Raw genomic sequence first — 22757 nt, forward strand, 5'->3', positions numbered from 1 at the left:
TTTTCCTTAATTTTTTGTGTAATCACGAGCACCAAAAATGGCAGTGCCAATGCGCACCATCGTGCTACCCGCCGCGATGGCGGCATCCATATCATCAGACATTCCCAACGAGAGCGTATCGACTGTCGGGTAGCGTGTTTTCAACCCGGCAAATGCTACAGCCATTTGCTGTGCAACTTCAAACTGCCTTACATAATCTGACTCAGGCGCCGGGATTGCCATCAGTCCACGCAGGGTAATGCGCGGCAGAGCGGCGACGTCTGCGGCCAGGGCATCAAGCTCTGCCAGCGGAATACCTGACTTGCTGTTCTCATCGCTGATGTTTATTTGAATCAGCACATTCAGCGGCGGTAGGTCTGCCGGGCGCTGTTCGCTGAGTCGGGTGGCGATGCGCAAACGGTCTATCGTGTGGCACCAGTCAAAATGTTCAGCCACCAGACGGCTTTTGTTGGACTGCAACGGGCCGATAAAGTGCCACTGCAGTCCAGTCACGCCGTTTTCGCTGAAGTAGCGGATTTTATCCACGCCTTCCTGAACATAGTTTTCCCCAAAGGCATGCTGCCCGGCAGCAATGGCTTCTTCGATGGCGCTCGCAGGTTTGGTTTTGCTCACTGCAAGCAACGTAACGTCTTCTGAAGACCGCCCGCAACGCGTCGCGGCGGCTGAGATTTTCTCCCTGACATGTGCCAGGTTATGCGCGATATCGTTCATTTTCCGAGGATGTTCATATGAATATGGAAGAAATAGTGGCCCTTAGTGTAAAGCATAACGTGTCGGATCTACACCTGTGCAATGCATGGCCTGCGCGCTGGCGCATATGTGGAAGGGTAGAAATTGCCCCGTTTACCGCGCCTGACGTGGAGAAGCTGCTGATGTTATGGCTCAGTGAGCAACAACAGGTACAGTGGCGGGAAAAGGGTCAGGTTGATTTTGCTATCGCACTGGCGGATTCCCGGCGTTTACGGGCCAGCGCATTTACGCATCAGCAGGGAACGTCACTGGCGCTGAGACTGCTGCCGCTTGATTGCCCGTGCCTGGATGATCTCCAGACGCCCGCTGCGTTGCCAGAACTGCTGCACAGCGAAAACGGGTTGATTCTGGTGACCGGGGCGACGGGCAGCGGTAAGTCGACGACGCTGGCGGCGATGGTGGACTCTCTCAATCAGCACGTTGACGGGCATATTCTGACCCTGGAAGACCCGATTGAATTCCGCTATACCAGCCAGCGTTGTCTGATCCAACAGCGTGAGATTGGCGTGCACTGCCTTTCTTTTGCTGCCGGCCTGCGGGCGGCATTGCGTGAAGATCCTGACGTGATTTTACTGGGGGAACTGCGCGACAGCGAGACGATTCGTCTGGCACTGACGGCGGCGGAAACGGGGCATCTGGTGCTGGCAACGCTGCATACGCGCGGTGCGGCGCAGGCGGTGGAGCGGCTGGTGGATACGTTCCCTGCACAGGAAAAAGACCCGGTGCGTAATCAACTGGCGGGTAGTTTGCGGGCGGTGCTCGCACAAAAACTGGAAGCCGACAGGCAGGGTGGGCGGGTGGCGTTATTTGAACTGCTGGTCAATACGTCGGCTGTGAGTAATCTGATCCGTGAAGGGAAAACCCACCAGCTACCCGGCGTGATACAAACCGGGCAACAGGTGGGTATGCAAACATTTGCCCAGAGCCTGCAGCAGCGTCAGGCGCAAGGCAGGCTGTAAATATGAGCCTTAGTAACCTTGTTCGAAATAGCTTTCGAGAATAACGACGGCAGACGCGGAGTCTACTTTGCCTTTATTCAGCGCGCGGTACCCGCCTTGCTCAAACAGGCCGGAACGTGCTTCGACGGTGCTCAGGCGTTCGTCGTGCAGCGTGACCGTGACGCCAAAGCGGCCATGAATACGGTTGGCAAACTTGCGTGCGCGCGCAGTAAGCGGCTGCTCGGTGCCGTCCATATTGAGCGGCAGACCGACAATGATTTCATCCGGTTGCCACTCTTTTAGCAGGCGTTCAATCACGTTCCAGTCTGGCGTGCCGTCCTGCGCTTTGATGGCAGGCAGCGGTCTGGCAGTACCTGTAATGCGCTGACCAATCGCCACGCCAATACTTTTGGTCCCAAAATCAAAGGAGAGTAATGTTTCGCTCATTATGCGTGTCCCGCCACGCCAGGCATGGTCAGGATATCGATCCCGATAAGTTTGGCCGCGTCGCGCCAGCGGTCGGCAATCGGCGTTTTAAACAGAATATTGAGATCCGCGGGGGCGGTGAGCCAGGCGTTATCCAGCAACTCTTGCTCCAGTTGGCCTTTTTCCCATGATGAATACCCCAGGGCGACCAGCACCTCGGAAGGTTGTTCCTGAGTGCCTAAGGTTTCCAGTACATCGCGGGAAGTGGTGATAATGGTGTTGTCCGAAATACGAATGCTGGAGGCAAAGCGTGAAGGAGGGGTATGCAAAATAAACCCACGCTCTTCTGCTAACGGGCCTCCGAGCATCACGGCTTTATCCAGGCGAATCGCCGGATCGCGTGTCTCAGGGGTAATCTTCAGCTTTTCCAGAATCCCTGCAATCTGTAAGTTTTCCAGGGGTTTATTGACGATAATCCCCATTGCGCCATTTTCATTATGTTCGCAAATGTAGACCACGGAACGGCGGAAAATCGGATCCTGGAGAGCAGGCATGGCAATAAGAAAGTGATGCTGTAAATTCATTGTCAGAGGTTCTGTTTCCTGGTTCAAAAAAGCAACAACGGTCAGTATGCGAGGAAAGCGTTAAGTTGTCACCCTCTGAAAATAACATTGCCGGATATCGGCTTCGCCTTATCCGGCCAACGGGGTGCAATTGTAGGCCGGATAAGACACCGTGGCGTCGTCATCCGGCGCAGGTTTACTTGGCTAAGCGAGCTTCAATGGCATCCATCAGCATACCGGTAATGGACACCGGGAACTCCGCCTCAATTTCGCGAATACAGGTTGGGCTGGTGACGTTAATTTCCGTCAGGCGATCGCCGATGATATCCAGACCGACAAAAATCAGTCCTTTGGCTTTCAGCGTTGGCCCGATACGACGTGCAATTTCCCAGTCGCTGTCGGTCAGCGGACGAGGTTCGCCACGGCCACCGGCCGCCAGATTACCACGGGTTTCACCGCCCTGTGGAATGCGTGCCAGGCAGTAGGGAACGGGTTCGCCATCGACCACCAGTACGCGTTTGTCGCCGTCTTTAATTGCCGGCAGGTAGTTCTGCGCCATGCAGTAGCGGGTACCGTGTTCGGTCAGCGTTTCGGCAATTACACCGAGGTTCGGATCGCCTTCCTTCACGCGGAAGATCGATGCACCGCCCATGCCGTCCAGCGGCTTGAGAATGATATCGCTGTGTTTTTGCCAGAAGGCTTTCAGCTGCGCTTTGTTACGCGTGACCAGCGTTTCTGGCGTCAGGTCCGCGAACCAGGCGGTGAACAGCTTTTCGTTACAATCGCGCAGGCTCTGCGGTTTGTTCACGATCAGCGTCCCTTGCTCTTCTGCACGCTCCAGAATATAGGTGGCGTAGATGAACTCGGTATCAAACGGCGGATCCTTACGCATCAGAATGACGTCCAGGTCAGCCAGTGGTAGATCTTGTTCGCTGTTGAACTCATACCATTTGTCGTAGTTCTGCTCTACGCTCAGGGTACGCGTGCGGGCGCGGGCTTCACCGTTAATCAGATAAAGATCGGCCATCTCCATATAGTGAAGTTCGTAACCACGACGTTGTGCTTCCAGCAGCATAGCAAAGCTGGAATCTTTCTTGATGTTGATGCTTGCGATGGGATCCATCACGATGCCGAGCTTGATCATTGTTCTTCTCCGTTAGCCCAGATCGCCAAATCGCACCTGTAGCGCGGTAATGGCGGTGAGCGCAGTTGTCTCAGTACGCAGAACGCGAGGTCCTAACAGAATATCAGTAAACTGATAGCGTGCAGTCATGGCAATTTCATCTGCCGACAGCCCGCCTTCAGGGCCAATCAGCAGTCGGATGCGCTCTACCGGCAGCGGAAGCGTGTTAATACTGGCGCTGGCGCGCGGGTGCAGGTTCAGTTTTAGCCCCACGTCCTGCTCGGCACACCAGGCTTCCAGATCCATTGCCGGGCGAATTTCAGGCACCCGGTTACGACCGCATTGCTCGCAGGCGGCAATCGCAATTTTCTGCCACTGCTGGAGCTTCTTGTTCAGGCGTTCACTGTCCAGTTTAACGCCGCAGCGCTCAGAAAAAAGTGGCGTAATGAGGCTTACACCCAGTTCAATCGATTTCTGGATAGTAAATTCCATTTTTTCACCGCGCGACATCACCTGCCCAAGATGAATATGCAAGGGAGATTCGCGATCGTCGAGTTCGGCGCTCAGTATCTTCACATCCACGCTTTTCTTGCTGGCGTGGGTGATCTCGGCGTCAAACACCTGGTTGCTGCCGTCAAATAGTTGAAGAGCCTGGCCCGGTCCCATGCGCAGCACGCGACCGATATGGTTGGCGGCATCTTCACACAGTGAAATTTGGCTGCCTGCCGTGAGTGGTTCAGGGTGATAAATGCGAGGAATGCGCATAGTTAACCATCCGCGTCATGGCCCTGGCCGACAAAACGGCAGGGCATGGGTTAAAATATTGACGCTAGTGTAGGTTAGCTCTTTTGCGCCTGGCAAGCGCGTTGCACGTATGGGTTATGGTTGCCCTGTACCTTCGCAATACGTTCGTCGCGTTCGCACTCCCAGTCGGTCACTGGATACTGTTTATTCCAGGCGTTAAAAAGCTGGGTTTGCTGACGGGAAAGCGTCAGGTTGTACTGGTCGCGCATGTAAAAATAGGTGCGCGCGATGGCGCCGCGAGCGCGCGCAGGCGGCTCAGCCACTTTTTCTTTGAAATCGACCTTCATGTCACACTGCCCATACTGGCCTTCGCCGCCGTTCCACTGGCTGTACATAAAGTTCGCGCGATCGCCATTTACTTCACCCACTGCCGGTTGCAGGTTGTGCATATCGCTTTCCATCTTGCGATAGACCGGATCTTTGGCGCAATTTTTACGTCCACCGTCCTGCCAGCACTGGCGTTGATGACCAAATTGCCAGGCCGGAACCACGTGTTCCCATTCAATACGGCTGGCGCGGTTTTCGTTTTTCCGCACTTTATAGCCGCAGGACTCGAGATCCACGACCCCTTTTTTGCCCTGCCAGTTAATTTTACAGCCGCAGTAGAAATCGCCGGGCGCATCGGCATTAATTTTTACACCAGCGGCTTTCGCTTGGGAGAAGCTGTTGATACCTTCGGCGAATGCCGGGCCAGAGAGTGCAGTAGCCAATAACGCCACTGCCATAGAAAGATTACGGTACATCACACACTCCGTGTCAAAACGAGCCCGCAACGTAACGAAAGCGTCGGGCAGATGCAATCAGCTAAATCATATAAGTTCCAGAAATTACTTTTGAGTAACAAGGCGCTATCGGCGGATTATTGTTTGCTTGTTTAGCGCGCCTGCTCATACAGTAGCGTGTCACGAGCGCGAACCAGGGCGTTGCGCAGATTGCCCAGATAACAGCCGTTTTTATCGAATTAATGACCGGGAAAAAAGATGAAGAAAGGGTTGAGCGCGTTTCCGCTTACGCCGCTGAGGGCGGGTGAGGTTGATGAAAATACATGGCTTTCTCTAATTGAGAATATTGCCGGTGCCGGCGTTGATTCCATCGGTGTGCTGGGTTCAACCGGGAGCTATGCCTACCTGACGCGTGAACAGCGCCTACGCGTTACCCGGCTAGCGCTTGAGGCGGCATCTGGTATCCCCGTTATTACCAGCATTGGCAGCGTACGAGTCGAAGAAATTCTGCACCTTATCGATGATGCGCAGCAGGCGGGTGTCAGCGGCGTTTTGATGGCCCCGGTCTCTTACCAGCGGCTGAACGTGGATGAAGTTTTTGATCTGTACGATCGAGTCTCTCGTGAGCTGTCGGTGCCGCTATGTATTTATGACAATCCCGCCACCACCGGGTTTGAATTTAGCGATGCCCTGCTTATCGCGCTGTCAAATTTACCGGCTATTGGTTCGATTAAACTGGCTTCATTCACCTCTGAACGGATCACCAGGCTAAAAAACAGTCTTCCGGCAGGCGTCTCTATTGGTGTCAGTGGCGACGGTCAGGCTGCCTCAGGGCTGTTAGCCGGAGGCGATGTCTGGTATTCCGTCCTGGCAGGCTTGTTCCCGCATTATTCACGTGCTTTAGCCAATGCCGCGTTGACGGGAGATCACGTCAAAACCCAGCAACTGGATAGCGCGCTCCAGCCTCTGTGGGCCTTTTATCAACGGCACGGTAGCCTGAGGGTGATCGCGACGGTGGCAGAAATGATGGGGAAAGTGTCTGCGCCTTGTCTCCCCTTTCCGCTGCAAACGCTGAAGGGGGAGGAAAGGATCTTATTGCAGGAAACGTTGAGTTCATTATCTTTTTTGGATTGATGAACGAGGATGTCAGGCCTTCGCCGGGTTTTCCTGCGGCCCGGGAATCAACGGTTCGCCGCAGTGGACGCAGCGGTAGGTGGCCTCACCGCGCACAATGCGGTTATGTCGGCGGACGGTCAACTGATGCTCCTGGCACTTGCAGCGGTAAGTAAAGGTTTTGCGCTGTACGGATTGCAGTTCGAACTGATGCGTACGCCGGGCCGGAACGCCCAGCACGCTTTCCATCATCCATTTCCACTCTTTCCCGTGAGGCGGTACGCGGCCAAAGTGCTTCCACACCAGCAAATGTGCCAGTTCATGCGGTACGACCTCGTTGATAAACGCCTCGACGTTTTCCATCAGCAGCACCGGGTTGAGGCGAATTTCATTGCTTTGCAGCCACGCTGTACCCGCAGCAGTGCCGCGCTGTTGGTACACAAGCTTAGGTTCCGGATAATTGCGTTCGAGCTTGAGATTGGCGAGGGCAAGTTTTTCCCGCAGGCTGCGCATAACGGCTTGCTGGATGGCGATGGGGAGACGAGAGGTTTTCATAACGCCAGAGGATAGTGCGACAGGAAAAGGACTGCAAGAGGCAGGCTTCCCCCCGCGAGGGGAGGAAGCCGCAGGTGATTAGTCGTGTGCGCCAATTTCGCGCAGTTTACGGCCTTTCATCAGGTTACGTTCAATGTGTTCCAGGGAGACGTTTTTGGTTTCCGGAATCAGCCACAAGGTCAGGAAGATGAACAGGACGTTCAGGCCGCCGTAGACCCAGAAGGTGTTGGCGCTGCCCAGCGAGTTCAGCATCGTCAGGAAGGTTGCGCCGACGATCATGTTGGCAATCCAGTTGGTTGCGGTAGAGCAGGTGATACCGAAATCGCGGCCTTTCAGCGGCTGGATTTCAGAGCACAGTACCCAAATCAGCGGACCGGCACTCATCGCGAAGCCAACGATAAACATCAGCAGCATCAGTACGGCAAAGTACTGGGCGGCAGCGGAGTGGATACCAATGTGCATCATTGTGCCCAGCACGCCCATACCGATAGCCATCACGATAAAGCCGAGGATCAGCGTCGGTTTACGGCCCCAGCGGTCAACCAGGCCAATGGCGATAAAGGTCGCCAGCACGTTGGTCAAACCCACGATAACGGTGCCCCACATCTGCTCAGTGGTGTTGGTATAACCCGCCAGTTCAAAGATTTTTGGTGCGTAGTACATGATGACGTTCATCCCGGTGAACTGCTGCATCACCTGTAACAGTACGCCAAGGAATACCGCGCGGCGGAAGTTGCTGTTTTCTTTAAACAGCGCCCAACCACTCTGTTTTACCTGCAGGCTTTCACGAATTTCATCCAGCTCGCGTTTCGCTTCTGCACTGGTATCACGCAGACGCAACAGCACGCGTTCGGCATCGACGAAGCGACGTTTAGCGGCGAACCAGCGCGGGCTGTCCGGTAGGAAGAACACGCCAACCAGCAGCAGCAGGGCAGGAATGATGATCACGCCCAGCATCCAGCGCCATGCACCGCTATAGCTAAAGGCGGTATCGGATAGATAGGCCCCGAGGATCCCGATGGTAATCATCAGCTGATACATGGAAATCATACTGCCACGAATTTTTTCCGGTGCAATTTCAGACAGATACAGTGGCGCAGTGTAAGACGCAACGCCCACGGCCAGACCCAGCAGGATACGGGAGAGAAGCAGTACTTCTACGTTAGGCGCCGCGGCGGAGAACAGCGAGCCGGCGACAAACAGGATCGCGCCGATCATCAGGCTTTTTTTACGTCCAAGCTTGAAGGAGAGCCAGCCGCTGCCGACAGCACCTACAGCTGCGCCAAACATCATGGAGCTGACCACCCATTCCTGAGTGTGCGGGGTAATTTGAAACTCGTCGGTGATGAACGGTAATGCACCGGCAATCACGCCGATATCCAGGCCAAAAAGTAATCCTGCCAGGGCGGCAAGAAAGCAGACAAAAAATGTCATGGCTTTGTTGGAACGCCCCTGTTTTTTATTCCCAGGCATGATGCCCTCCAGGTTGGGTAACTTATTTTTGTTGATGTTAAGGGTAGGTGAGTACGGGGTGAAAAAATGAGATTAATATCACATTAGTGTAATCGCTTACACTGGCATTCACGGCTGTTATAAGTTAATTATTTGAAAAATATGCAATTTAATAAAAATGAAAAATGAGTGATTGCCTGGAATTAAGACGATACTGAAAAGTAATGTAACAATAATGAAAATGCAGAAATTAAGGGATGTAAAATCAATTCATTATGATAATGACTGGATGTAATCGCTTTCATTTGCATTGAAAGTCAGGGAGGAGAGGGACGTTAAGGTACAGCTAAAAAAAAGACCAGCCTTAAGGCTGGTCCTGGTAAGCGGGGGTATTCAGTAAATTACTTCAGTCCGGCAGCTTCGCGCAGCTGTTGCGCTTTGTCGGTTTTTTCCCATGGGAAATGTTCGCGACCAAAGTGGCCGTAGGCTGCGGTTTCTTTATAGATCGGGTGCAGCAGATCCAGCATCTGGATCAGGCCGTATGGACGCAGGTCGAAGAACTCACGCACCAGCAGGGTCAGCTGTTCAGTTGGCACTTTCTCGGTACCGAAGGTTTCGACCATGATAGAGGTAGGTTCTGCCACGCCAATAGCGTAGGAAACCTGAATCTCACAGCGGTCAGCCAGACCGGCAGCCACGATATTTTTCGCAACATAGCGGGCTGCGTAGGCTGCAGAACGGTCAACTTTAGACGGATCTTTACCTGAGAATGCGCCGCCACCGTGACGCGCCATGCCGCCGTAGGTATCAACGATGATCTTACGACCGGTCAGACCGCAGTCACCCATTGGGCCACCGATAACGAAACGGCCGGTTGGGTTGATGAAGAATTTGGTCGATGCGCTCAACCACTCGGTCGGCAGTACCGGCTTGATGATCTCTTCCATCACTGCTTCTTGCAGTGTTTTCTGGTCAACATCTTGAGAGTGCTGAGTAGACAGAACCACCGCATCAATACCGACAATTTTGCCATCGTCATACTGGAAGGTGACCTGGCTTTTCGCATCCGGGCGCAGCCACGACAGGGTACCATTTTTACGCACTTCAGCCTGACGTTGTACCAGACGGTGAGCGTAAGTGATTGGTGCCGGCATCAACACGTCGGTTTCGTTGGTGGCATAACCAAACATCAGACCCTGATCGCCCGCGCCCTGTTCCAGCGGATCGGCCCGGTCAACGCCCTGGTTGATATCCGGGGACTGTTTACCGATAGCGCTCAGTACTGCGCAAGAGTTAGCGTCAAAGCCCATGTCGGAATGCACATAGCCAATTTCGCGAACCGTATTACGCGTGATCTCTTCGATGTCGACCCATGCGCTGGTGGTGATTTCACCGCCAACTAAAACCATACCGGTTTTGACATAGGTTTCGCAGGCGACGCGTGCTTTCGGATCCTGTTCGAGGATTGCATCCAGCACGGCATCAGAGATTTGGTCAGCGATTTTGTCAGGATGCCCTTCTGATACGGACTCGGACGTAAAAAGGTGTTTTGCCATATTTAATTTCACCTAAGGAGAATTTGGTTAGCTCAAACTGTCGAGTGGAATAGCCATGTGTAGAAGATTCTACCATGAGTCTGCAGATTTCGGACACTGGCAGTCTGAGTGTTAATCGGTATAGATGGATTAACATCTGGACGGCTATTTTAGGACAGTTCTTCGCCCGATTTCCAGCTTTTTTTGACTACGGTCGCATTGTACCGAAAATGTAACTGGAAATTTTTCCTGACGGTGCTGGCAATGCGCGCATTTATCTTTTGCTTTTTCGTACTCTTATCGGTATAAAACGCGGCGCGCGGCTTATACAAAAAGCACACGACGTTTTCATCGTGTCGCCACTTCCAGCCGGGTTAACACTTTAGCTTTGGCTTGTGGGTTCGTTCCGTCTGGAGCGACCGTGGAGGTGATACGAGATAATGAACCGTTGTATTCTGCTGAATCTGCCACACCGTTCAGGTGTGCATATGTCCCCCGCAATCTGCATCTCTGCTTTGCATACCTGTCGATGTTATATACATAAAATCATTCATGCTGCGTCGAGGCTGCATGAAGGATGAAGTGTATACCCATCCCGGCGTATCTCAGGACTCAAGAGCCGGTAACGGTCACTAAGGACTGAACAAGGGCGCTCTTGGTAAACAAGAGTTTTCTCGTGGTTTCGCCGAACTGTCAGTATTACGTTCGGTAACGTGTTTACAATGAAATGATAAAGAAACCGGTCGCACAGTCGGAGCGTCAGCACTATCTGCTGGAAAATCTGCCTGTTTATGGGTTGTTATCGCTTCTTCGGATTGCGATAGTAGTCAACTGTTTTACACTTGTTAATAAAATTTGAGGTTCGCTATGTCTGACGACATTTCTATGGGTTCGCCTTCGTCAGCAGGCGGACAGGGTGTACTACGCTCCATGCAGGAGGTTGCAATGAGTTCCCAGGAAGCCAGCAAGATGCTGCGTACCTACAATATTGCCTGGTGGGGTAATAACTACTACGACGTCAACGAACTCGGTCACATTAGCGTGTGTCCGGACCCTGACGTCCCGGAAGCACGTGTTGATCTTGCCGAGCTGGTAAAAGCTCGCGAAGCGCAGGGGCAACGTCTGCCTGCGCTGTTCTGTTTCCCACAGATCCTGCAACACCGTCTGCGTTCGATTAACGCCGCATTCAAACGCGCCCGCGAATCTTACGGCTACAAGGGTGATTATTTCCTCGTTTATCCGATCAAGGTTAATCAGCACCGTCGTGTGATTGAATCGCTGATTCACTCCGGTGAGCCGCTGGGACTGGAAGCCGGTTCTAAGGCCGAACTGATGGCGGTTCTGGCGCATGCGGGCATGACCCGCAGCGTGATTGTCTGTAATGGTTACAAAGACCGCGAATACATTCGTCTGGCGCTGATTGGCGAGAAGATGGGCCACAAGGTCTATCTGGTCATTGAGAAGATGTCTGAAATCGCGATCGTGCTGGATGAAGCCGAACGGCTGAATGTGGTCCCGCGTCTGGGCGTGCGTGCGCGTCTGGCCTCGCAAGGTTCTGGTAAATGGCAGTCCTCCGGTGGTGAAAAATCCAAGTTCGGCCTGGCGGCGAACCAGGTACTGCAACTGGTGGAAATTCTGCGCGAACGCGGTCGTCTGGACAGCATTCAATTGCTGCACTTCCATCTCGGTTCACAGATGGCGAACATTCGCGATATCGCCACCGGCGTACGTGAATCTGCGCGTTTCTACGTTGAGCTGCACAAACTGGGCGTAAACATCCAGTGCTTCGATGTGGGTGGTGGCCTCGGCGTGGACTATGAAGGGACACGCTCGCAGTCTGACTGTTCGGTCAACTACGGTCTGAACGAATACGCCAACAATATTATCTGGGCGATTGGCGATGCCTGTGAAGAACACGGTCTGCCGCATCCGACGGTAATTACCGAGTCCGGTCGTGCGGTAACCGCGCACCATACCGTGCTGGTGTCTAACATCATCGGCGTTGAGCGTAGCGAACACACCGAAGCTACGCCTCCGGCTGACGATGCGCCGCGTGCCCTGCAAAGCATGTGGGAAACCTGGCAGGAGATGCACGAACCGGGCACCCGTCGTTCGCTGCGTGAATGGCTGCACGACAGTCAGATGGATTTGCACGATGTTCACATTGGCTATTCATCCGGAACCTTCAGCCTGCATGAGCGCGCGTGGGCAGAGCAGCTGTATCTGAACATGTGCCATGACGTGCAGAAACAGCTCGACCCGAGCAACCGCGCGCATCGTCCGATCATCGACGAACTGCAGGAGCGTATGGCGGATAAGATTTACGTCAACTTCTCACTGTTCCAGTCGATGCCGGATGCGTGGGGGATCGATCAGCTGTTCCCGGTCATGCCGCTGGAAGGACTGAACCAGGTCCCTGAGCGCCGTGCGGTGCTGCTGGATATTACCTGCGACTCTGACGGTGCTATTGACCATTATGTTGACGGCGATGGTATTGCTACCACCATGCCGATGCCGGAGTACGATCCTGAGAACCCGCCGATGCTGGGCTTCTTTATGGTTGGTGCGTACCAGGAAATCCTTGGCAACATGCACAACCTGTTCGGCGATACCGAAGCGGTCGACGTATTTGTCTTCCCGGATGGTAGCGTTGAAGTTGAGCTGTCTGATGAAGGGGATACCGTCGCGGACATGTTGCAGTACGTGCAGCTGGATCCAAAAACGTTGCTGACCCACTTCCGCGATCAGGTTAAACAGACCGATCTGGACGATGCGCTGCAACAGCAGTTCCTCGAAGAGTTCGAGGCTGGACTGTACGGCTATACCTATCTCGAAGACGAGTAAGGTTGTTCTGGGTCGCTTGAACCTGGACAAATTAGCGGCGATAATTCGCCCATACACGTAGTCACGTAAATCAATCCCTTCCTCGTCGGGCTTAACGACGCGGAGGGGATTTTTTTTAACCGATTTTATAAGAGGTCAGTACATGAGCACCTTAGGTCATCAATACGACAACTCCCTGGTTTCTAACGCCTTTGGTTTTTTACGTCTGCCGATGAATTTCCAGCCCTACGACAGCGATGCCGACTGGGTTATTACCGGCGTACCGTTTGATATGGCGACGTCTGGTCGTGCGGGTGGGCGTCATGGTCCGGCAGCGATCCGTCAGGTGTCGACCAATCTGGCCTGGGAGCACAACCGCTTCCCGTGGAATTTTGACATGCGTGAACGTCTGAACGTCGTGGACTGCGGCGATCTGGTGTATGCGTTTGGCGATGCGCGTGAAATGAGTGAAAAATTGCAGGCGCATGCTGAAAAGCTGCTTTCTGCCGGCAAGCGCATGCTCTCCTTCGGCGGTGACCACTTCGTCACGCTGCCGCTGCTGCGCGCGCATGCTAAGCACTTTGGTAAAATGGCGCTGGTGCACTTTGATGCCCACACCGACACCTATGCTAACGGCTGTGAATTTGACCACGGCACCATGTTCTATACCGCGCCGAACGAAGGCCTGATCGATCCGAACCATTCCGTGCAGATCGGTATTCGGACCGAGTTTGACAAAGACAACGGCTTTACCGTACTGGATGCCTGCCAGGTGAACGATCGCAGCGTGGATGACATCATTGCGCAGGTGAAGCAGATTGTCGGTGACATGCCGGTTTACCTGACCTTTGATATCGACTGCCTGGATCCGGCGTTTGCTCCGGGTACGGGTACGCCAGTGATCGGCGGTCTGACGTCGGATCGTGCGATCAAACTGGTGCGTGGCCTGAAGGATCTGAATATTGTCGGGATGGATGTAGTTGAAGTGGCCCCGGCCTACGATCAGTCTGAGATCACCGCGCTGGCAGCAGCAACGCTGGCACTGGAGATGTTGTATATCCAGGCGGCGAAGAAAGGCGAATAACGGATTTCGGACAATTTTGCCGGATGTCGCTGACGCTAATCCGGCCTACATTGTTGTTGAATCTGTAGGCCGGATAGGCGTTTACGCAGCCATCCGGCACTGTTTGAAGATTACTTGATTCCGTCTGCGCTCATGCGGTCGCGAATATGTTGCGCACGTTCGGCGGAGGCTGGATGGTCGTCAAACATTGAGCTTTGACGACCGGCTTCCAGTTTTGCCAGTTTCTCAAAGCTGGTGGCTAAGCCTGCCGGATTAATACCGCGTTTGCGCAACAAATCATACGAGTAATCATCCGCTTCGGATTCCTGACGTTGGGAGAACTGCGAGTTCACCAGTTTTTCTCCCAGATCGCCAAGCTGAGACTGCGACAAGCTGCCGACGATGCCGCCCGCAGAGGCCGCTGCGGCACGCACGGCGTTGGTTCCCAGCGCAACTTGCATTCCTTTCTTCACGTGACCCAGCGCAACGTGGCCCATTTCGTGACCAATAACCGCCTCAACTTCGTTATCTGTCATCATATCCATCAGGCCGCTGTACACGCGGATGCAGCCATTTGCCATCGCAAACGCGTTAACGTCTTTCGCCACATAGACTTTGTAATTCACCGGCTGGCCGTTGATGTTATCGCCTAGCGCAGCGGCGATTTTGCTCAGTCGTTTGGTATATTCACTGCTGGCAGGAGCAATGGTCGCTTTGCTGTCCATATCCTGGCAGGCTTGGTTGCTCAGCGCGATGACCTGAGCATCGCTCAGACTGTAGGCCTGGAAAGCACCTGCGCCAGATGAAAGTAGTCCGTTGGAGTCCATATTCTGGCAGCCGGTCAATGCCGTTGCCATGCTCATAGCAAGCAGTAAAGCGCGAATTTTCATTTTTTCTCTTCCGCACGAAGTCAGGATTATTCTAAAAAATGCGTCGTTTGCAGGTAATGCGACGCTCAACCTAAGTATAAAGAAAAGAACAACAAGCGGGCGAGAAGATTGCGCAACATGCGTGCAGGATCCAGAGATTTCTGAAGCGGTAAAAGGATGCTCCATGTACATGGCACGCGGCTTGGGTTACATTGTTGGCACTTTTTTCCGGCGTAGCCCAAAACGCTCTGTCGTCAAGTCGTTCCGGGCACAGCCTTCATTATCCGATCTGGAGTCAAAATGTCCTCACGTAAAGAGCTTGCCAATGCTATTCGTGCGCTGAGCATGGACGCAGTACAGAAAGCCAAATCCGGTCATCCGGGTGCCCCGATGGGTATGGCTGACATTGCCGAAGTCCTGTGGCGTGATTTCCTGAACCACAACCCAAATAACCCGTCCTGGGCTGACCGTGACCGCTTCGTGCTGTCAAACGGTCACGGCTCAATGCTGATTTATAGTTTGCTGCACCTCTCCGGCTACGACCTGCCGATGTCTGAGCTGCAGAACTTCCGTCAGCTGCACTCCAAAACGCCGGGTCACCCGGAAGTGGGTTATACCGCGGGTGTGGAAACGACTACCGGTCCGCTGGGTCAGGGCATCGCTAACGCGGTGGGTATGGCTATCGCTGAAAAAACGCTGGCGGCGCAGTTTAACCGTCCAGGTCACGACATTGTTGACCACTTCACCTACGCCTTCATGGGCGACGGCTGCATGATGGAAGGTATCTCTCACGAGGTATGTTCTCTGGCTGGTACGCTGAAGCTGGGCAAACTGATTGCGTTCTACGATGACAACGGTATTTCTATCGATGGTCACGTTGAAGGCTGGTTCACTGATGACACCGCGAAGCGTTTCGAAGCTTACGGCTGGCACGTGGTGCGTGGCGTTGATGGCCATGATGCTGATGCGATTAAGCGCGCAGTAGAAGAAGCCCGCGCAGTGACCGACAAACCGTCCCTGCTGATGTGCAAAACCATCATCGGTTTCGGTTCCCCGAACAAAGCTGGCACCCACGACTCTCACGGTGCACCGCTGGGCGACGCAGAAATTGCACTGACCCGCGAGCAGCTGGGCTGGAAATACGCGCCGTTTGAAATCCCGTCTGAAATCTACGCACAGTGGGATGCGAAAGAAGCAGGTCAGGTTAAAGAAGCGGCGTGGAACGAGAAATTCGCTGCTTATGCGAAAGCCTTCCCGCAGGAAGCCGCTGAATTCACCCGTCGTATGAAAGGTGAAATGCCATCTGACTTCGATGCGAAAGCGAATGAGTTCATTGCTAAACTGCAGGCCAATCCGTCCAAAATCGCCAGCCGTAAAGCATCCCAGAACGCTATTGAAGCGTTTGGTCCTTTACTGCCAGAATTCCTCGGTGGTTCCGCTGACCTCGCCCCATCTAACCTGACTATCTGGTCTGGTTCTAAAGCCATTAACGAAGACGCTGCTGGTAACTACATCCATTACGGTGTTCGTGAATTTGGTATGACCGCTATCGCTAACGGTATCGCGCTGCACGGTGGTTTCCTGCCGTACACCTCTACCTTCCTGATGTTCGTTGAATATGCCCGTAATGCGGTGCGTATGGCGGCACTCATGAAACAGCGTCAAGTGATGGTCTATACCCACGATTCCATCGGTTTGGGCGAAGATGGCCCGACTCACCAGCCGGTAGAGCAGGTTGCTTCTCTGCGCGTGACCCCGAACATGAGCACATGGCGTCCATGTGACCAGGTTGAATCTGCGGTAGCGTGGAAATACGGTGTTGAGCGCCAGGACGGTCCGACCGCGCTGATCCTCTCCCGTCAGAACCTGGCACAGCAGGAGCGTACTGAAGAGCAGCTGGCAAACATCGCACGCGGTGGTTACGTGCTGAAAGATTGCGCTGGCCAGCCTGAGCTGATCTTCATTGCTACCGGTTCTGAAGTTGAACTGGCGGTGGCTGCATGGGACAAACTGACGGCGGAAGGCGTTAAAGCGCGCGTGGTCTCCATGCCGTCTACCGATGCATTCGACAAGCAGGATGCCGCTTATCGCGAATCCGTGCTGCCGAAAGCTGTCTCTGCTCGCGTGGCAATTGAAGCGGGTATCGCGGACTACTGGTTCAAATACGTGGGCCTGAACGGCGCTATCATCGGTATGACCACCTTTGGTGAGTCTGCTCCGGCTGAGCTGCTGTTTGAAGAGTTTGGCTTCACCGTAGACAACGTGGTTGCGAAAGCCAAAGAACTGCTGTAATTACGATTACAACGGTATAACGGGTCGCTCAGGCGGCCCTTTTTATTGTGCGTCAGATTTTTTCTTGGCGTAGCTGACCCGTTTCAAGGCGCACTACGCGAGAAAAATGACGCTGCGTAAATGCAACGTCATGGCTGATCGCGATCACGCTAGTGCCTCGTGCGCGGCACACCGCGAGCCAGTTCTCAAATATCGCCAGCCAGTGTGCATCAAAATCCCGGCTCGGTTCATCAAGCAGGAGAAGGGCCGGTGCCATGGCTTCAAGGCTGGCGACGGCGACCATACGTCGTTGCGCGGTGTGCAGATCCAGCGGATGAGCGTCGGCGACGTCCGCTAACTGACATAACTGCAGGGCTGCTGCAGTGCGTTGCGCAACCTCTGCGGCGGGATGCTTTTGCAGTCGCAATCCAAAGGCGACTTCCTCTACGACCTTGCTGTGAAAAATTTGGTTTTCGGCTTCCTGAAACAATACGCCGAGCACCTTAGCTCTTTCGCGGTTTTTCAGTTGCGCAATCGATCTGTCACTCAAGGTTATCGTGCCAGATGAGGGGGGCAGAAGGCCCGCCATGATGCGCAGCAGCGTGGATTTTCCCGCGCCATTATCGCCCGTCAGCGCCAGCCATTCACCGGCGTTAAGATTAAGCGAGATGTTGTGCAGGCAGTTATAAGAGGCATTCGGCCAGCGATACGTCACCTGGTTAAGCGTTAGCATTGTGGGGATAGCGCTCCGTCACGCAGTTGCCATGCCTGCTGACAATGGCTGATAAAAGGGGTGTGGTCGCGTTCGAAAAGCACAATCAACGCCTGTTGTTCCTGCGCCCATTGATGCAACCGATCCAGCAACATACTGGTGGCCTGCGCCGTCAGACGACTGAATGCTTCATCCAGAATCAATATTCTGGGTTGCATGGCTAGCGCGCTGGCAATGACCACCCGCTGTGTTTCTCCGCCGGAAAGCGTTCCTGGATGGCGATGGCGCAACGACTGGCATTCCGTCAGTGTGAGTGCGGCGTCAATTCGACGCATAATTTCAGCCTCCTGCAGGCAGAGGTTCTCCGGGCCGAATGCCACTTCTTCCACCACGCTGAATGTGCAGCCAGAAAGCTGCAGATAAGGCGATTGCTGCACCAGTTGGATGGTACACGACTGCTCGACGAGTGACAGTTGTCCGACAGGATTTCCCAGCAACTTTCCTTTCCCTTCAATCTCTCCGGGAAGAAAATCGGGGTACCAGCCTGCCATCAGCTGTGCCAGCGTACTTTTTCCGCTGCCGTTATCACCGAAAATTGCCACCATTCCGGGTTCTGCATAGTGGAAGTCAAAGCAGGCTGGTGGGCGCGTGGCGTGCGTCGGGAGATAGCGAAACTGCTCTAGCGTAACCATATCCACACTCCTGTTTCGACCAGCATGGCGAGTACCATCGTGTAGCGGGCAATGCGTTGTAAGGTGCTGTCCTCCGGTGCCCATAACGTTGTGCGTCTGCGATGCAAACGAAAGGCCCGCATGTCCAGTGCCGCCCCGCGAACCACCAGATCGTTAAGCGCATTATGCGTGAGTGGCACGATCAGCGCTGGCATGGCGCGCAGCCGTTGATACCAGTGCTCGTCCAACGGCACGCCGCGCGCGCGCTGGGCTTCGTGAATAATCGCCAACTGGCGTTTGAGTTGCTCAACAACCAGCAGCGGGCCTGCAAACAGGTAGGCAACGCCGGGTGGCAGGCGGGAGGCAAACAGGGCGCGAATAAACCGCGATACCGGCACGTACTGCATCCACAGCTGTGACGTTGACACAATTGCCAGGATCCGCAGCCACAGCGTGATGGCATCGGCCCACCGTTGTGGCGTGCGCGGTTGTCCGCTTATCCATTCGGTCAACCAGCCACCGTGGACCAGCCACAATCCAACGCCCAGGGGCACCATCAACCAGACGACATATTTCGCCCGGGGACGCGTGGCTGGCATACACAGTAAGAACAGGAACACGACCGTGCTGTAAACGGTAAGCGGTATTCCCGCGGGTAGCAGCAATGTGGAACATGCGGCCAGCGCCCACAGGGTTAACGAGGTAAACGGGTGCATTTAGCGCACAGCAGACATCGTTGGAAAATGACGTGTGGTGCGCAATGGAAGCTGGCGCAACAGTACCCAAACAATCACGGCGGTGAGAATTTTATCTACCAGATTGGCGCCAATCACCGTGACAGCCACCGACTCAACCAGACCCTCGCCAACCGAGTGCATCCAGGCAACAAATAAATCAGCGCCGCTGCCGGTCACGCCGCCAAACAAGGTGGTGCGGATAGGCACGGCAACGACAGTGACGGCCAGGGTAATGATCACGCCGCTGATCACCACTTTCGGTAAGGTACGAAACCATCCTGCTCGTGCTAGCCATCCTGCGACCAGCCCGATAACCATGGCTACCGGCGCGAAGGCGGCAGCGATCGGATCGGTGAGTAATCCCCACAGCAGGTTGGTGAGTAATCCCGTTAACATTCCCACAATCGGGCCTAATAGCACCGCGCTGATAATGGTGCCGATGGAGTCGAGAAAAATAGGCAGTTTCACCATGCTGATGAGCTGTCCACCGACCATATTGATGGCAATGGCAATAACAATCAGTACCAGTGACTGGCTGGAAAATTGGCGACGCGCCATAGAAAACCTCTTTAAAGTGAAGCGTTAACGGGATGTGATAACCAGTTCGTCATAGCCGGAAACGACACAAGGTTGACGGCTAAACGCCAGCTCTGTGAGTTCGCCAATCACCAGTTCCAGCGTGGTTCGCACGGTACAGCCCGGCATCATGTGGCCTCCCAACATCGCGCCCTGTGGGTCAGAAACCGCAAGATGCAGGTGCTCGCCGGTCAGTTCCAGCGTGCCGTTCAGGGAGATAATTTCCCAGGTGCCGGTGAGCAATGTGGTTTCTTCCTGACCCGCGAAGCGTAAGGCAACGTGGGTTAAACTTCCGGTACAACCGGCAATCCAGGCGGCATGTAATTGATGCTGTTGGATAAAATCGTGCAGTCGGGAAAAGACTTCCTGGCCAGGGAGTAAACGCAGCGCATGAAAGCGAGCTGCAGAGGCGTGAGGAGAGTATGTGACCATAGGTTGAGGGACTCCGAGACTCGGACGTAGCGCTGATAATATAGACGCTGGCTAGGGTGCTTTCTGATATAAATCAGGATTTGTGACACGGCAACGAAATAATCTTGCTACGCTTATTCGCAATTCAGGAATATGGAATAAATTTAGCGGGGCAGAGCGTTAAAATGTGATGTAAGTCAGATAACGGTGTTCTGTTGCTGGACAATCATTCCTTTTATTCCTTGTTTCGCTTATTCTAGCTGAAGCGTTTCAGTCGATTAAATGTTCGACAATTAATCAAACAGTCGCAGTTTGCGACAGGTAAGGTTTCCCTGAGCGATTTGCTGCATTACTCTGTCAGCCACATCGTTTCTGAGAAATCCTTGCAGGAGACCTATGACCGTACGCGTAGCGATTAATGGTTTCGGTCGCATCGGGCGCAACGTGGTTCGTGCTTTGTATGAATCCGGGCGTCGGGCGGAAATCACCGTGGTGGCCATCAACGAATTGGCGAGTGCTGAAGGCATGGCGCATTTGTTGAAATATGACACCAGCCATGGACGTTTTGCCTGGGATGTTCGCCAGGAACGCGACCAGCTCATTGTTGGCGACGACGCGATTCGCATTCTGCATGAGCGAACACTCGATGCGCTTCCGTGGCGCGAACTGGGTGTTGACGTCGTGCTGGACTGTACGGGGGTCTTCGGTAGCCGCGAACACGGCGAAGCGCATATTGCCGCAGGTGCAAAAAAAGTGCTCTTTTCACATCCTGGTAGTCACGACATCGACGCAACCGTTGTGTTTGGCGTTAATCAGGATCAGCTGCGCGCTGAAGACCGGATCGTTTCCAACGCCTCCTGCACCACGAATTGCATTATTCCCGTTATTAAATTGTTGGATGATGCTTACGGCATCGAGTCCGGCACCGTTACGACGATCCACTCCGCGATGCACGATCAACAGGTTATTGATGCCTATCATCCCGACCTGCGTCGTACGCGAGCAGCCAGTCAGTCGATTATTCCCGTTGATACCAAACTGGCGGCGGGGATCACACGAATTTTTCCACAATTTAACGATCGTTTTGAAGCGATTGCGGTGCGTGTACCGACCATAAATGTGACGGCGATCGACTTAAGCGTGACGGTGAAAAAACCAGTAAAAGCGAGTGAAGTCAACCAGTTGCTGCAAAAAGCAGCACAAGGTGCATTTCATGGTATAGTTGACTATACGGAATTACCGTTGGTCTCTGTAGATTTTAACCACGACCCGCACAGCGCCATCGTTGATGGTACGCAAACGCGCGTAAGTGGTGCTCACCTGATCAAAACATTGGTCTGGTGCGATAATGAATGGGGCTTTGCTAACCGCATGCTCGACACAACGTTAGCGATGGCTGCTATTGGTTTCAGGTAAGGCGCGTGAGCGCTTGCAAAACTTTAAGAATCAACGAGAGGATTCACCATGTCTGTAATTAAGATGACCGATCTGGATCTTGCTGGTAAACGTGTTTTTATCCGTGCGGATCTGAACGTACCAGTTAAAGAAGGGAAAGTAACCAGCGATGCGCGTATCCGTGCGTCTCTGCCGACCATCGAACTGGCCCTGAAACAGGGTGCAAAAGTGATGGTAACTTCCCACCTGGGTCGTCCTACCGAAGGCGAGTACAACGAAGAATTCTCTCTGCTGCCGGTTGTTAACTACCTGAAAGACAAACTGTCTAACCCGGTTCGTCTGGTAAAAGATTACCTCGACGGCGTTGACGTTGCAGCCGGTGAACTGGTGGTTCTGGAAAACGTTCGCTTTAACAAAGGCGAGAAGAAAGACGACGAAGCACTGTCTAAAAAATACGCTGCACTGTGCGACGTATTCGTCATGGATGCTTTCGGTACGGCTCACCGTGCGCAGGCTTCTACTCACGGTATCGCGAAATTCGCTGACGTTGCTTGCGCGGGTCCGCTGCTGGCCGCTGAGCTGGACGCACTGGGTAAAGCTCTGAAAGAACCGGCTCGTCCGATGGTTGCTATCGTTGGTGGTTCTAAAGTTTCTACCAAACTGACCGTTCTGGACTCTCTGTCTAAAATTGCTGACCAGCTGATCGTCGGCGGTGGTATCGCCAACACCTTCGTTGCCGCGCAAGGCCACAACGTGGGTAAATCCCTGTACGAAGCAGACCTGGTTGATGAAGCCAAGCGCCTGCTGACTCTCTGCGACATCCCGGTACCGGCTGACGTTCGCGTAGCAACTGAGTTCTCTGAAACTGCGCCTGCAACGCTGAAATCTGTTAACGACGTGAAAGAAGACGAGCAGATCCTGGATATCGGTGACGCATCTGCACAGCAACTGGCTGAAATCCTGAAGAATGCAAAAACCATTCTGTGGAACGGCCCGGTTGGCGTGTTTGAATTCCCGAACTTCCGCAAAGGGACTGAAATCGTGGCTAACGCCATTGCCGACAGCGAAGCATTCTCTATCGCTGGCGGCGGCGACACCCTGGCGGCTATCGACCTGTTCGGCATCGCTGACAAAATCTCCTACATCTCCACTGGTGGCGGCGCATTCCTCGAGTTCGTGGAAGGCAAAGTTCTGCCAGCAGTAGCCATGCTCGAAGAGCGTGCTAAGAAGTAATTCAGTTCAGGCGGG

23 protein-coding genes and 1 pseudogene are annotated in these 22757 nt (G+C 53.8%); 9 read left to right on the forward strand and 15 right to left on the reverse strand.

Translation table 11 applies throughout. The features are described from left to right. Positions 1-6: 6 nt before the first annotated feature. Entirely contained in the window at positions 7-711 is a 705-nt protein-coding gene (locus FDX22_RS22885) for a YggS family pyridoxal phosphate-dependent enzyme (RefSeq protein ID WP_096755743.1), read from the reverse strand. 17 nt (positions 712-728) lie between these two features. On the opposite strand from FDX22_RS22885, the gene FDX22_RS22890 reads away from it, so the two are divergent. Beyond that, positions 729-1709: a type IV pilus twitching motility protein PilT gene (locus tag FDX22_RS22890; RefSeq protein WP_135911434.1), complete on the forward strand. Its 981-nt coding sequence runs from the start codon at positions 729-731 to the stop codon at positions 1707-1709. A gap of 9 nt (positions 1710-1718) precedes the next feature. Here the strand turns inward: FDX22_RS22890 and ruvX are convergent, their stop codons facing one another. The 5 genes from ruvX to endA form a co-directional block, all read right to left on the reverse strand. After that, positions 1719-2135, reverse strand: a complete 417-nt coding sequence (gene ruvX, locus FDX22_RS22895; protein ID WP_096755745.1) for a Holliday junction resolvase RuvX — start codon at positions 2133-2135, stop codon at positions 1719-1721. Beyond that, positions 2135-2698 carry a YqgE/AlgH family protein gene (locus FDX22_RS22900; protein WP_096755746.1) on the reverse strand — a complete coding sequence of 188 codons (564 nt, stop codon included), beginning with the start codon at positions 2696-2698 and terminating at the stop codon, positions 2135-2137. Before FDX22_RS22900 ends, ruvX begins: the two co-directional genes overlap by 1 nt. Positions 2699-2873: 175 nt before the next feature. Continuing rightward, entirely contained in the window at positions 2874-3821 is a 948-nt protein-coding gene (gene gshB / locus FDX22_RS22905; RefSeq protein WP_117342642.1) for a glutathione synthase, read from the reverse strand. Positions 3822-3833: 12 nt separating this feature from the next. Continuing rightward, positions 3834-4565 carry a 16S rRNA (uracil(1498)-N(3))-methyltransferase gene (gene rsmE / locus FDX22_RS22910; RefSeq protein ID WP_117342641.1) on the reverse strand — a complete coding sequence of 244 codons (732 nt, stop codon included), beginning with the start codon at positions 4563-4565 and terminating at the stop codon, positions 3834-3836. Positions 4566-4639: 74 nt separating this feature from the next. After that, positions 4640-5347: a deoxyribonuclease I gene (gene endA, locus FDX22_RS22915; protein ID WP_117342640.1), complete on the reverse strand. Its 708-nt coding sequence runs from the start codon at positions 5345-5347 to the stop codon at positions 4640-4642. A 237-nt stretch (positions 5348-5584) separates the two neighbouring features. Between endA and FDX22_RS22920 the strand changes: the two genes are divergently transcribed. Continuing rightward, on the forward strand, positions 5585-6460 hold the full coding sequence (locus FDX22_RS22920) for a dihydrodipicolinate synthase family protein (protein ID WP_146717833.1): 876 nt from the start codon (positions 5585-5587) through the stop codon (positions 6458-6460). A gap of 12 nt (positions 6461-6472) precedes the next feature. Here the strand turns inward: FDX22_RS22920 and FDX22_RS22925 are convergent, their stop codons facing one another. From FDX22_RS22925 to metK, 3 genes are all read right to left on the reverse strand, one after another. Next, the gene (locus FDX22_RS22925; protein ID WP_146717834.1) at positions 6473-6994 is read right to left on the reverse strand and encodes a SprT family zinc-dependent metalloprotease; all 522 of its coding nucleotides are present in this window, start codon (positions 6992-6994) and stop codon (positions 6473-6475) included. Positions 6995-7072: 78 nt separating this feature from the next. Beyond that, a complete protein-coding gene (gene galP, locus FDX22_RS22930; protein ID WP_096755752.1) occupies positions 7073-8467 on the reverse strand; it encodes a galactose/proton symporter in 1395 nt (464 codons plus the stop codon). A gap of 380 nt (positions 8468-8847) precedes the next feature. After that, positions 8848-10002 carry a methionine adenosyltransferase gene (gene metK / locus FDX22_RS22935; RefSeq protein ID WP_115257519.1) on the reverse strand — a complete coding sequence of 385 codons (1155 nt, stop codon included), beginning with the start codon at positions 10000-10002 and terminating at the stop codon, positions 8848-8850. Between the two features lie 419 nt (positions 10003-10421). Between metK and FDX22_RS32500 the strand changes: the two are divergent. From FDX22_RS32500 to speB, 4 genes and pseudogenes are all read left to right on the forward strand, one after another. Continuing rightward, positions 10422-10523: pseudogene (locus FDX22_RS32500) on the forward strand (hypothetical protein); the annotation flags it as partial. Between the two features lie 185 nt (positions 10524-10708). After that, the gene (yqgB, locus tag FDX22_RS22940; RefSeq protein ID WP_115257520.1) at positions 10709-10840 is read left to right on the forward strand and encodes an acid stress response protein YqgB; all 132 of its coding nucleotides are present in this window, start codon (positions 10709-10711) and stop codon (positions 10838-10840) included. 8 nt (positions 10841-10848) lie between these two features. Next, positions 10849-12825, forward strand: coding sequence for a biosynthetic arginine decarboxylase (gene speA / locus FDX22_RS22945; RefSeq protein WP_146717835.1), 1977 nt, complete (start codon positions 10849-10851; stop codon positions 12823-12825). A gap of 142 nt (positions 12826-12967) precedes the next feature. Further along, positions 12968-13888 carry an agmatinase gene (speB, locus tag FDX22_RS22950; protein ID WP_096755756.1) on the forward strand — a complete coding sequence of 307 codons (921 nt, stop codon included), beginning with the start codon at positions 12968-12970 and terminating at the stop codon, positions 13886-13888. A 110-nt stretch (positions 13889-13998) separates the two neighbouring features. Here the strand turns inward: speB and FDX22_RS22955 are convergent, their stop codons facing one another. Beyond that, a complete protein-coding gene (locus tag FDX22_RS22955; protein ID WP_096755757.1) occupies positions 13999-14757 on the reverse strand; it encodes a M48 family metallopeptidase in 759 nt (252 codons plus the stop codon). A 279-nt stretch (positions 14758-15036) separates the two neighbouring features. Between FDX22_RS22955 and tkt the strand changes: the two genes are divergently transcribed. Further along, complete coding sequence (gene tkt, locus FDX22_RS22960; RefSeq protein WP_096755758.1) at positions 15037-17028, forward strand: transketolase; 1992 nt, start codon at positions 15037-15039, stop codon at positions 17026-17028. A 52-nt stretch (positions 17029-17080) separates the two neighbouring features. Here tkt and FDX22_RS22965 read toward each other — a convergent pair whose 3' ends face one another. From FDX22_RS22965 to FDX22_RS22985, 5 genes are read right to left on the reverse strand one after another with little or no spacing between them, the layout of a single operon-like run. Further along, a complete protein-coding gene (locus FDX22_RS22965) occupies positions 17081-17740 on the reverse strand; it encodes an ABC transporter ATP-binding protein (protein ID WP_146717836.1) in 660 nt (219 codons plus the stop codon). Continuing rightward, positions 17734-18411: an ABC transporter ATP-binding protein gene (locus tag FDX22_RS22970; RefSeq protein WP_146717837.1), complete on the reverse strand. Its 678-nt coding sequence runs from the start codon at positions 18409-18411 to the stop codon at positions 17734-17736. Before FDX22_RS22970 ends, FDX22_RS22965 begins: the two co-directional genes overlap by 7 nt. After that, positions 18399-19106 (reverse strand): energy-coupling factor transporter transmembrane component T, encoded by a 708-nt coding sequence (locus FDX22_RS22975; RefSeq protein ID WP_146717838.1) that lies wholly within the window; start codon positions 19104-19106, stop codon positions 18399-18401. Before FDX22_RS22975 ends, FDX22_RS22970 begins: the two co-directional genes overlap by 13 nt. Then, the gene (locus FDX22_RS22980) at positions 19107-19685 is read right to left on the reverse strand and encodes an ECF transporter S component (protein ID WP_096755768.1); all 579 of its coding nucleotides are present in this window, start codon (positions 19683-19685) and stop codon (positions 19107-19109) included. A 24-nt stretch (positions 19686-19709) separates the two neighbouring features. Beyond that, on the reverse strand, positions 19710-20135 hold the full coding sequence (locus FDX22_RS22985) for a PPC domain-containing DNA-binding protein (RefSeq protein ID WP_115257526.1): 426 nt from the start codon (positions 20133-20135) through the stop codon (positions 19710-19712). A 375-nt stretch (positions 20136-20510) separates the two neighbouring features. Between FDX22_RS22985 and epd the strand changes: the two genes are divergently transcribed. Next, positions 20511-21530, forward strand: a complete 1020-nt coding sequence (gene epd / locus FDX22_RS22990; RefSeq protein WP_096755770.1) for an erythrose-4-phosphate dehydrogenase — start codon at positions 20511-20513, stop codon at positions 21528-21530. Between the two features lie 48 nt (positions 21531-21578). Continuing rightward, positions 21579-22742, forward strand: coding sequence for a phosphoglycerate kinase (gene pgk, locus FDX22_RS22995; RefSeq protein WP_096755771.1), 1164 nt, complete (start codon positions 21579-21581; stop codon positions 22740-22742). Positions 22743-22757: the final 15 nt, after the last annotated feature.

The organism is Citrobacter sp. TBCS-14 (assembly GCF_005280805.1).
Classification (GTDB): Bacteria; Pseudomonadota; Gammaproteobacteria; order Enterobacterales; family Enterobacteriaceae; genus Citrobacter; species Citrobacter gillenii.

Bases quoted from the DNA above. Each gene is read 5' to 3' on its own strand.
- speB (WP_096755756.1), top strand. From the start codon at position 12,968: ATGAGCACCTTAGGTCATCAATACGACAACTCCCTGGTTTCTAACGCC.
- FDX22_RS22885 (WP_096755743.1), bottom strand. From the start codon at position 711: ATGAACGATATCGCGCATAACCTGGCACATGTCAGGGAGAAAATCTCA.
- yqgB (WP_115257520.1), top strand. From the start codon at position 10,709: ATGATAAAGAAACCGGTCGCACAGTCGGAGCGTCAGCACTATCTGCTG.
- FDX22_RS22985 (WP_115257526.1), bottom strand. From the start codon at position 20,135: ATGGTCACATACTCTCCTCACGCCTCTGCAGCTCGCTTTCATGCGCTG.
- FDX22_RS22900 (WP_096755746.1), bottom strand. From the start codon at position 2,698: ATGAATTTACAGCATCACTTTCTTATTGCCATGCCTGCTCTCCAGGAT.
- FDX22_RS22980 (WP_096755768.1), bottom strand. From the start codon at position 19,685: ATGGCGCGTCGCCAATTTTCCAGCCAGTCACTGGTACTGATTGTTATT.
- FDX22_RS22970 (WP_146717837.1), bottom strand. From the start codon at position 18,411: ATGGTTACGCTAGAGCAGTTTCGCTATCTCCCGACGCACGCCACGCGC.
- FDX22_RS22955 (WP_096755757.1), bottom strand. From the start codon at position 14,757: ATGAAAATTCGCGCTTTACTGCTTGCTATGAGCATGGCAACGGCATTG.
- FDX22_RS22925 (WP_146717834.1), bottom strand. From the start codon at position 6,994: ATGAAAACCTCTCGTCTCCCCATCGCCATCCAGCAAGCCGTTATGCGC.
- rsmE (WP_117342641.1), bottom strand. From the start codon at position 4,565: ATGCGCATTCCTCGCATTTATCACCCTGAACCACTCACGGCAGGCAGC.
- speA (WP_146717835.1), top strand. From the start codon at position 10,849: ATGTCTGACGACATTTCTATGGGTTCGCCTTCGTCAGCAGGCGGACAG.
- metK (WP_115257519.1), bottom strand. From the start codon at position 10,002: ATGGCAAAACACCTTTTTACGTCCGAGTCCGTATCAGAAGGGCATCCT.
- galP (WP_096755752.1), bottom strand. From the start codon at position 8,467: ATGCCTGGGAATAAAAAACAGGGGCGTTCCAACAAAGCCATGACATTT.
- FDX22_RS22965 (WP_146717836.1), bottom strand. From the start codon at position 17,740: ATGCTAACGCTTAACCAGGTGACGTATCGCTGGCCGAATGCCTCTTAT.
- FDX22_RS22975 (WP_146717838.1), bottom strand. From the start codon at position 19,106: ATGCACCCGTTTACCTCGTTAACCCTGTGGGCGCTGGCCGCATGTTCC.
- tkt (WP_096755758.1), top strand. From the start codon at position 15,037: ATGTCCTCACGTAAAGAGCTTGCCAATGCTATTCGTGCGCTGAGCATG.
- endA (WP_117342640.1), bottom strand. From the start codon at position 5,347: ATGTACCGTAATCTTTCTATGGCAGTGGCGTTATTGGCTACTGCACTC.
- ruvX (WP_096755745.1), bottom strand. From the start codon at position 2,135: ATGAGCGAAACATTACTCTCCTTTGATTTTGGGACCAAAAGTATTGGC.
- pgk (WP_096755771.1), top strand. From the start codon at position 21,579: ATGTCTGTAATTAAGATGACCGATCTGGATCTTGCTGGTAAACGTGTT.
- gshB (WP_117342642.1), bottom strand. From the start codon at position 3,821: ATGATCAAGCTCGGCATCGTGATGGATCCCATCGCAAGCATCAACATC.
- FDX22_RS22890 (WP_135911434.1), top strand. From the start codon at position 729: ATGAATATGGAAGAAATAGTGGCCCTTAGTGTAAAGCATAACGTGTCG.
- FDX22_RS22920 (WP_146717833.1), top strand. From the start codon at position 5,585: ATGAAGAAAGGGTTGAGCGCGTTTCCGCTTACGCCGCTGAGGGCGGGT.
- epd (WP_096755770.1), top strand. From the start codon at position 20,511: ATGACCGTACGCGTAGCGATTAATGGTTTCGGTCGCATCGGGCGCAAC.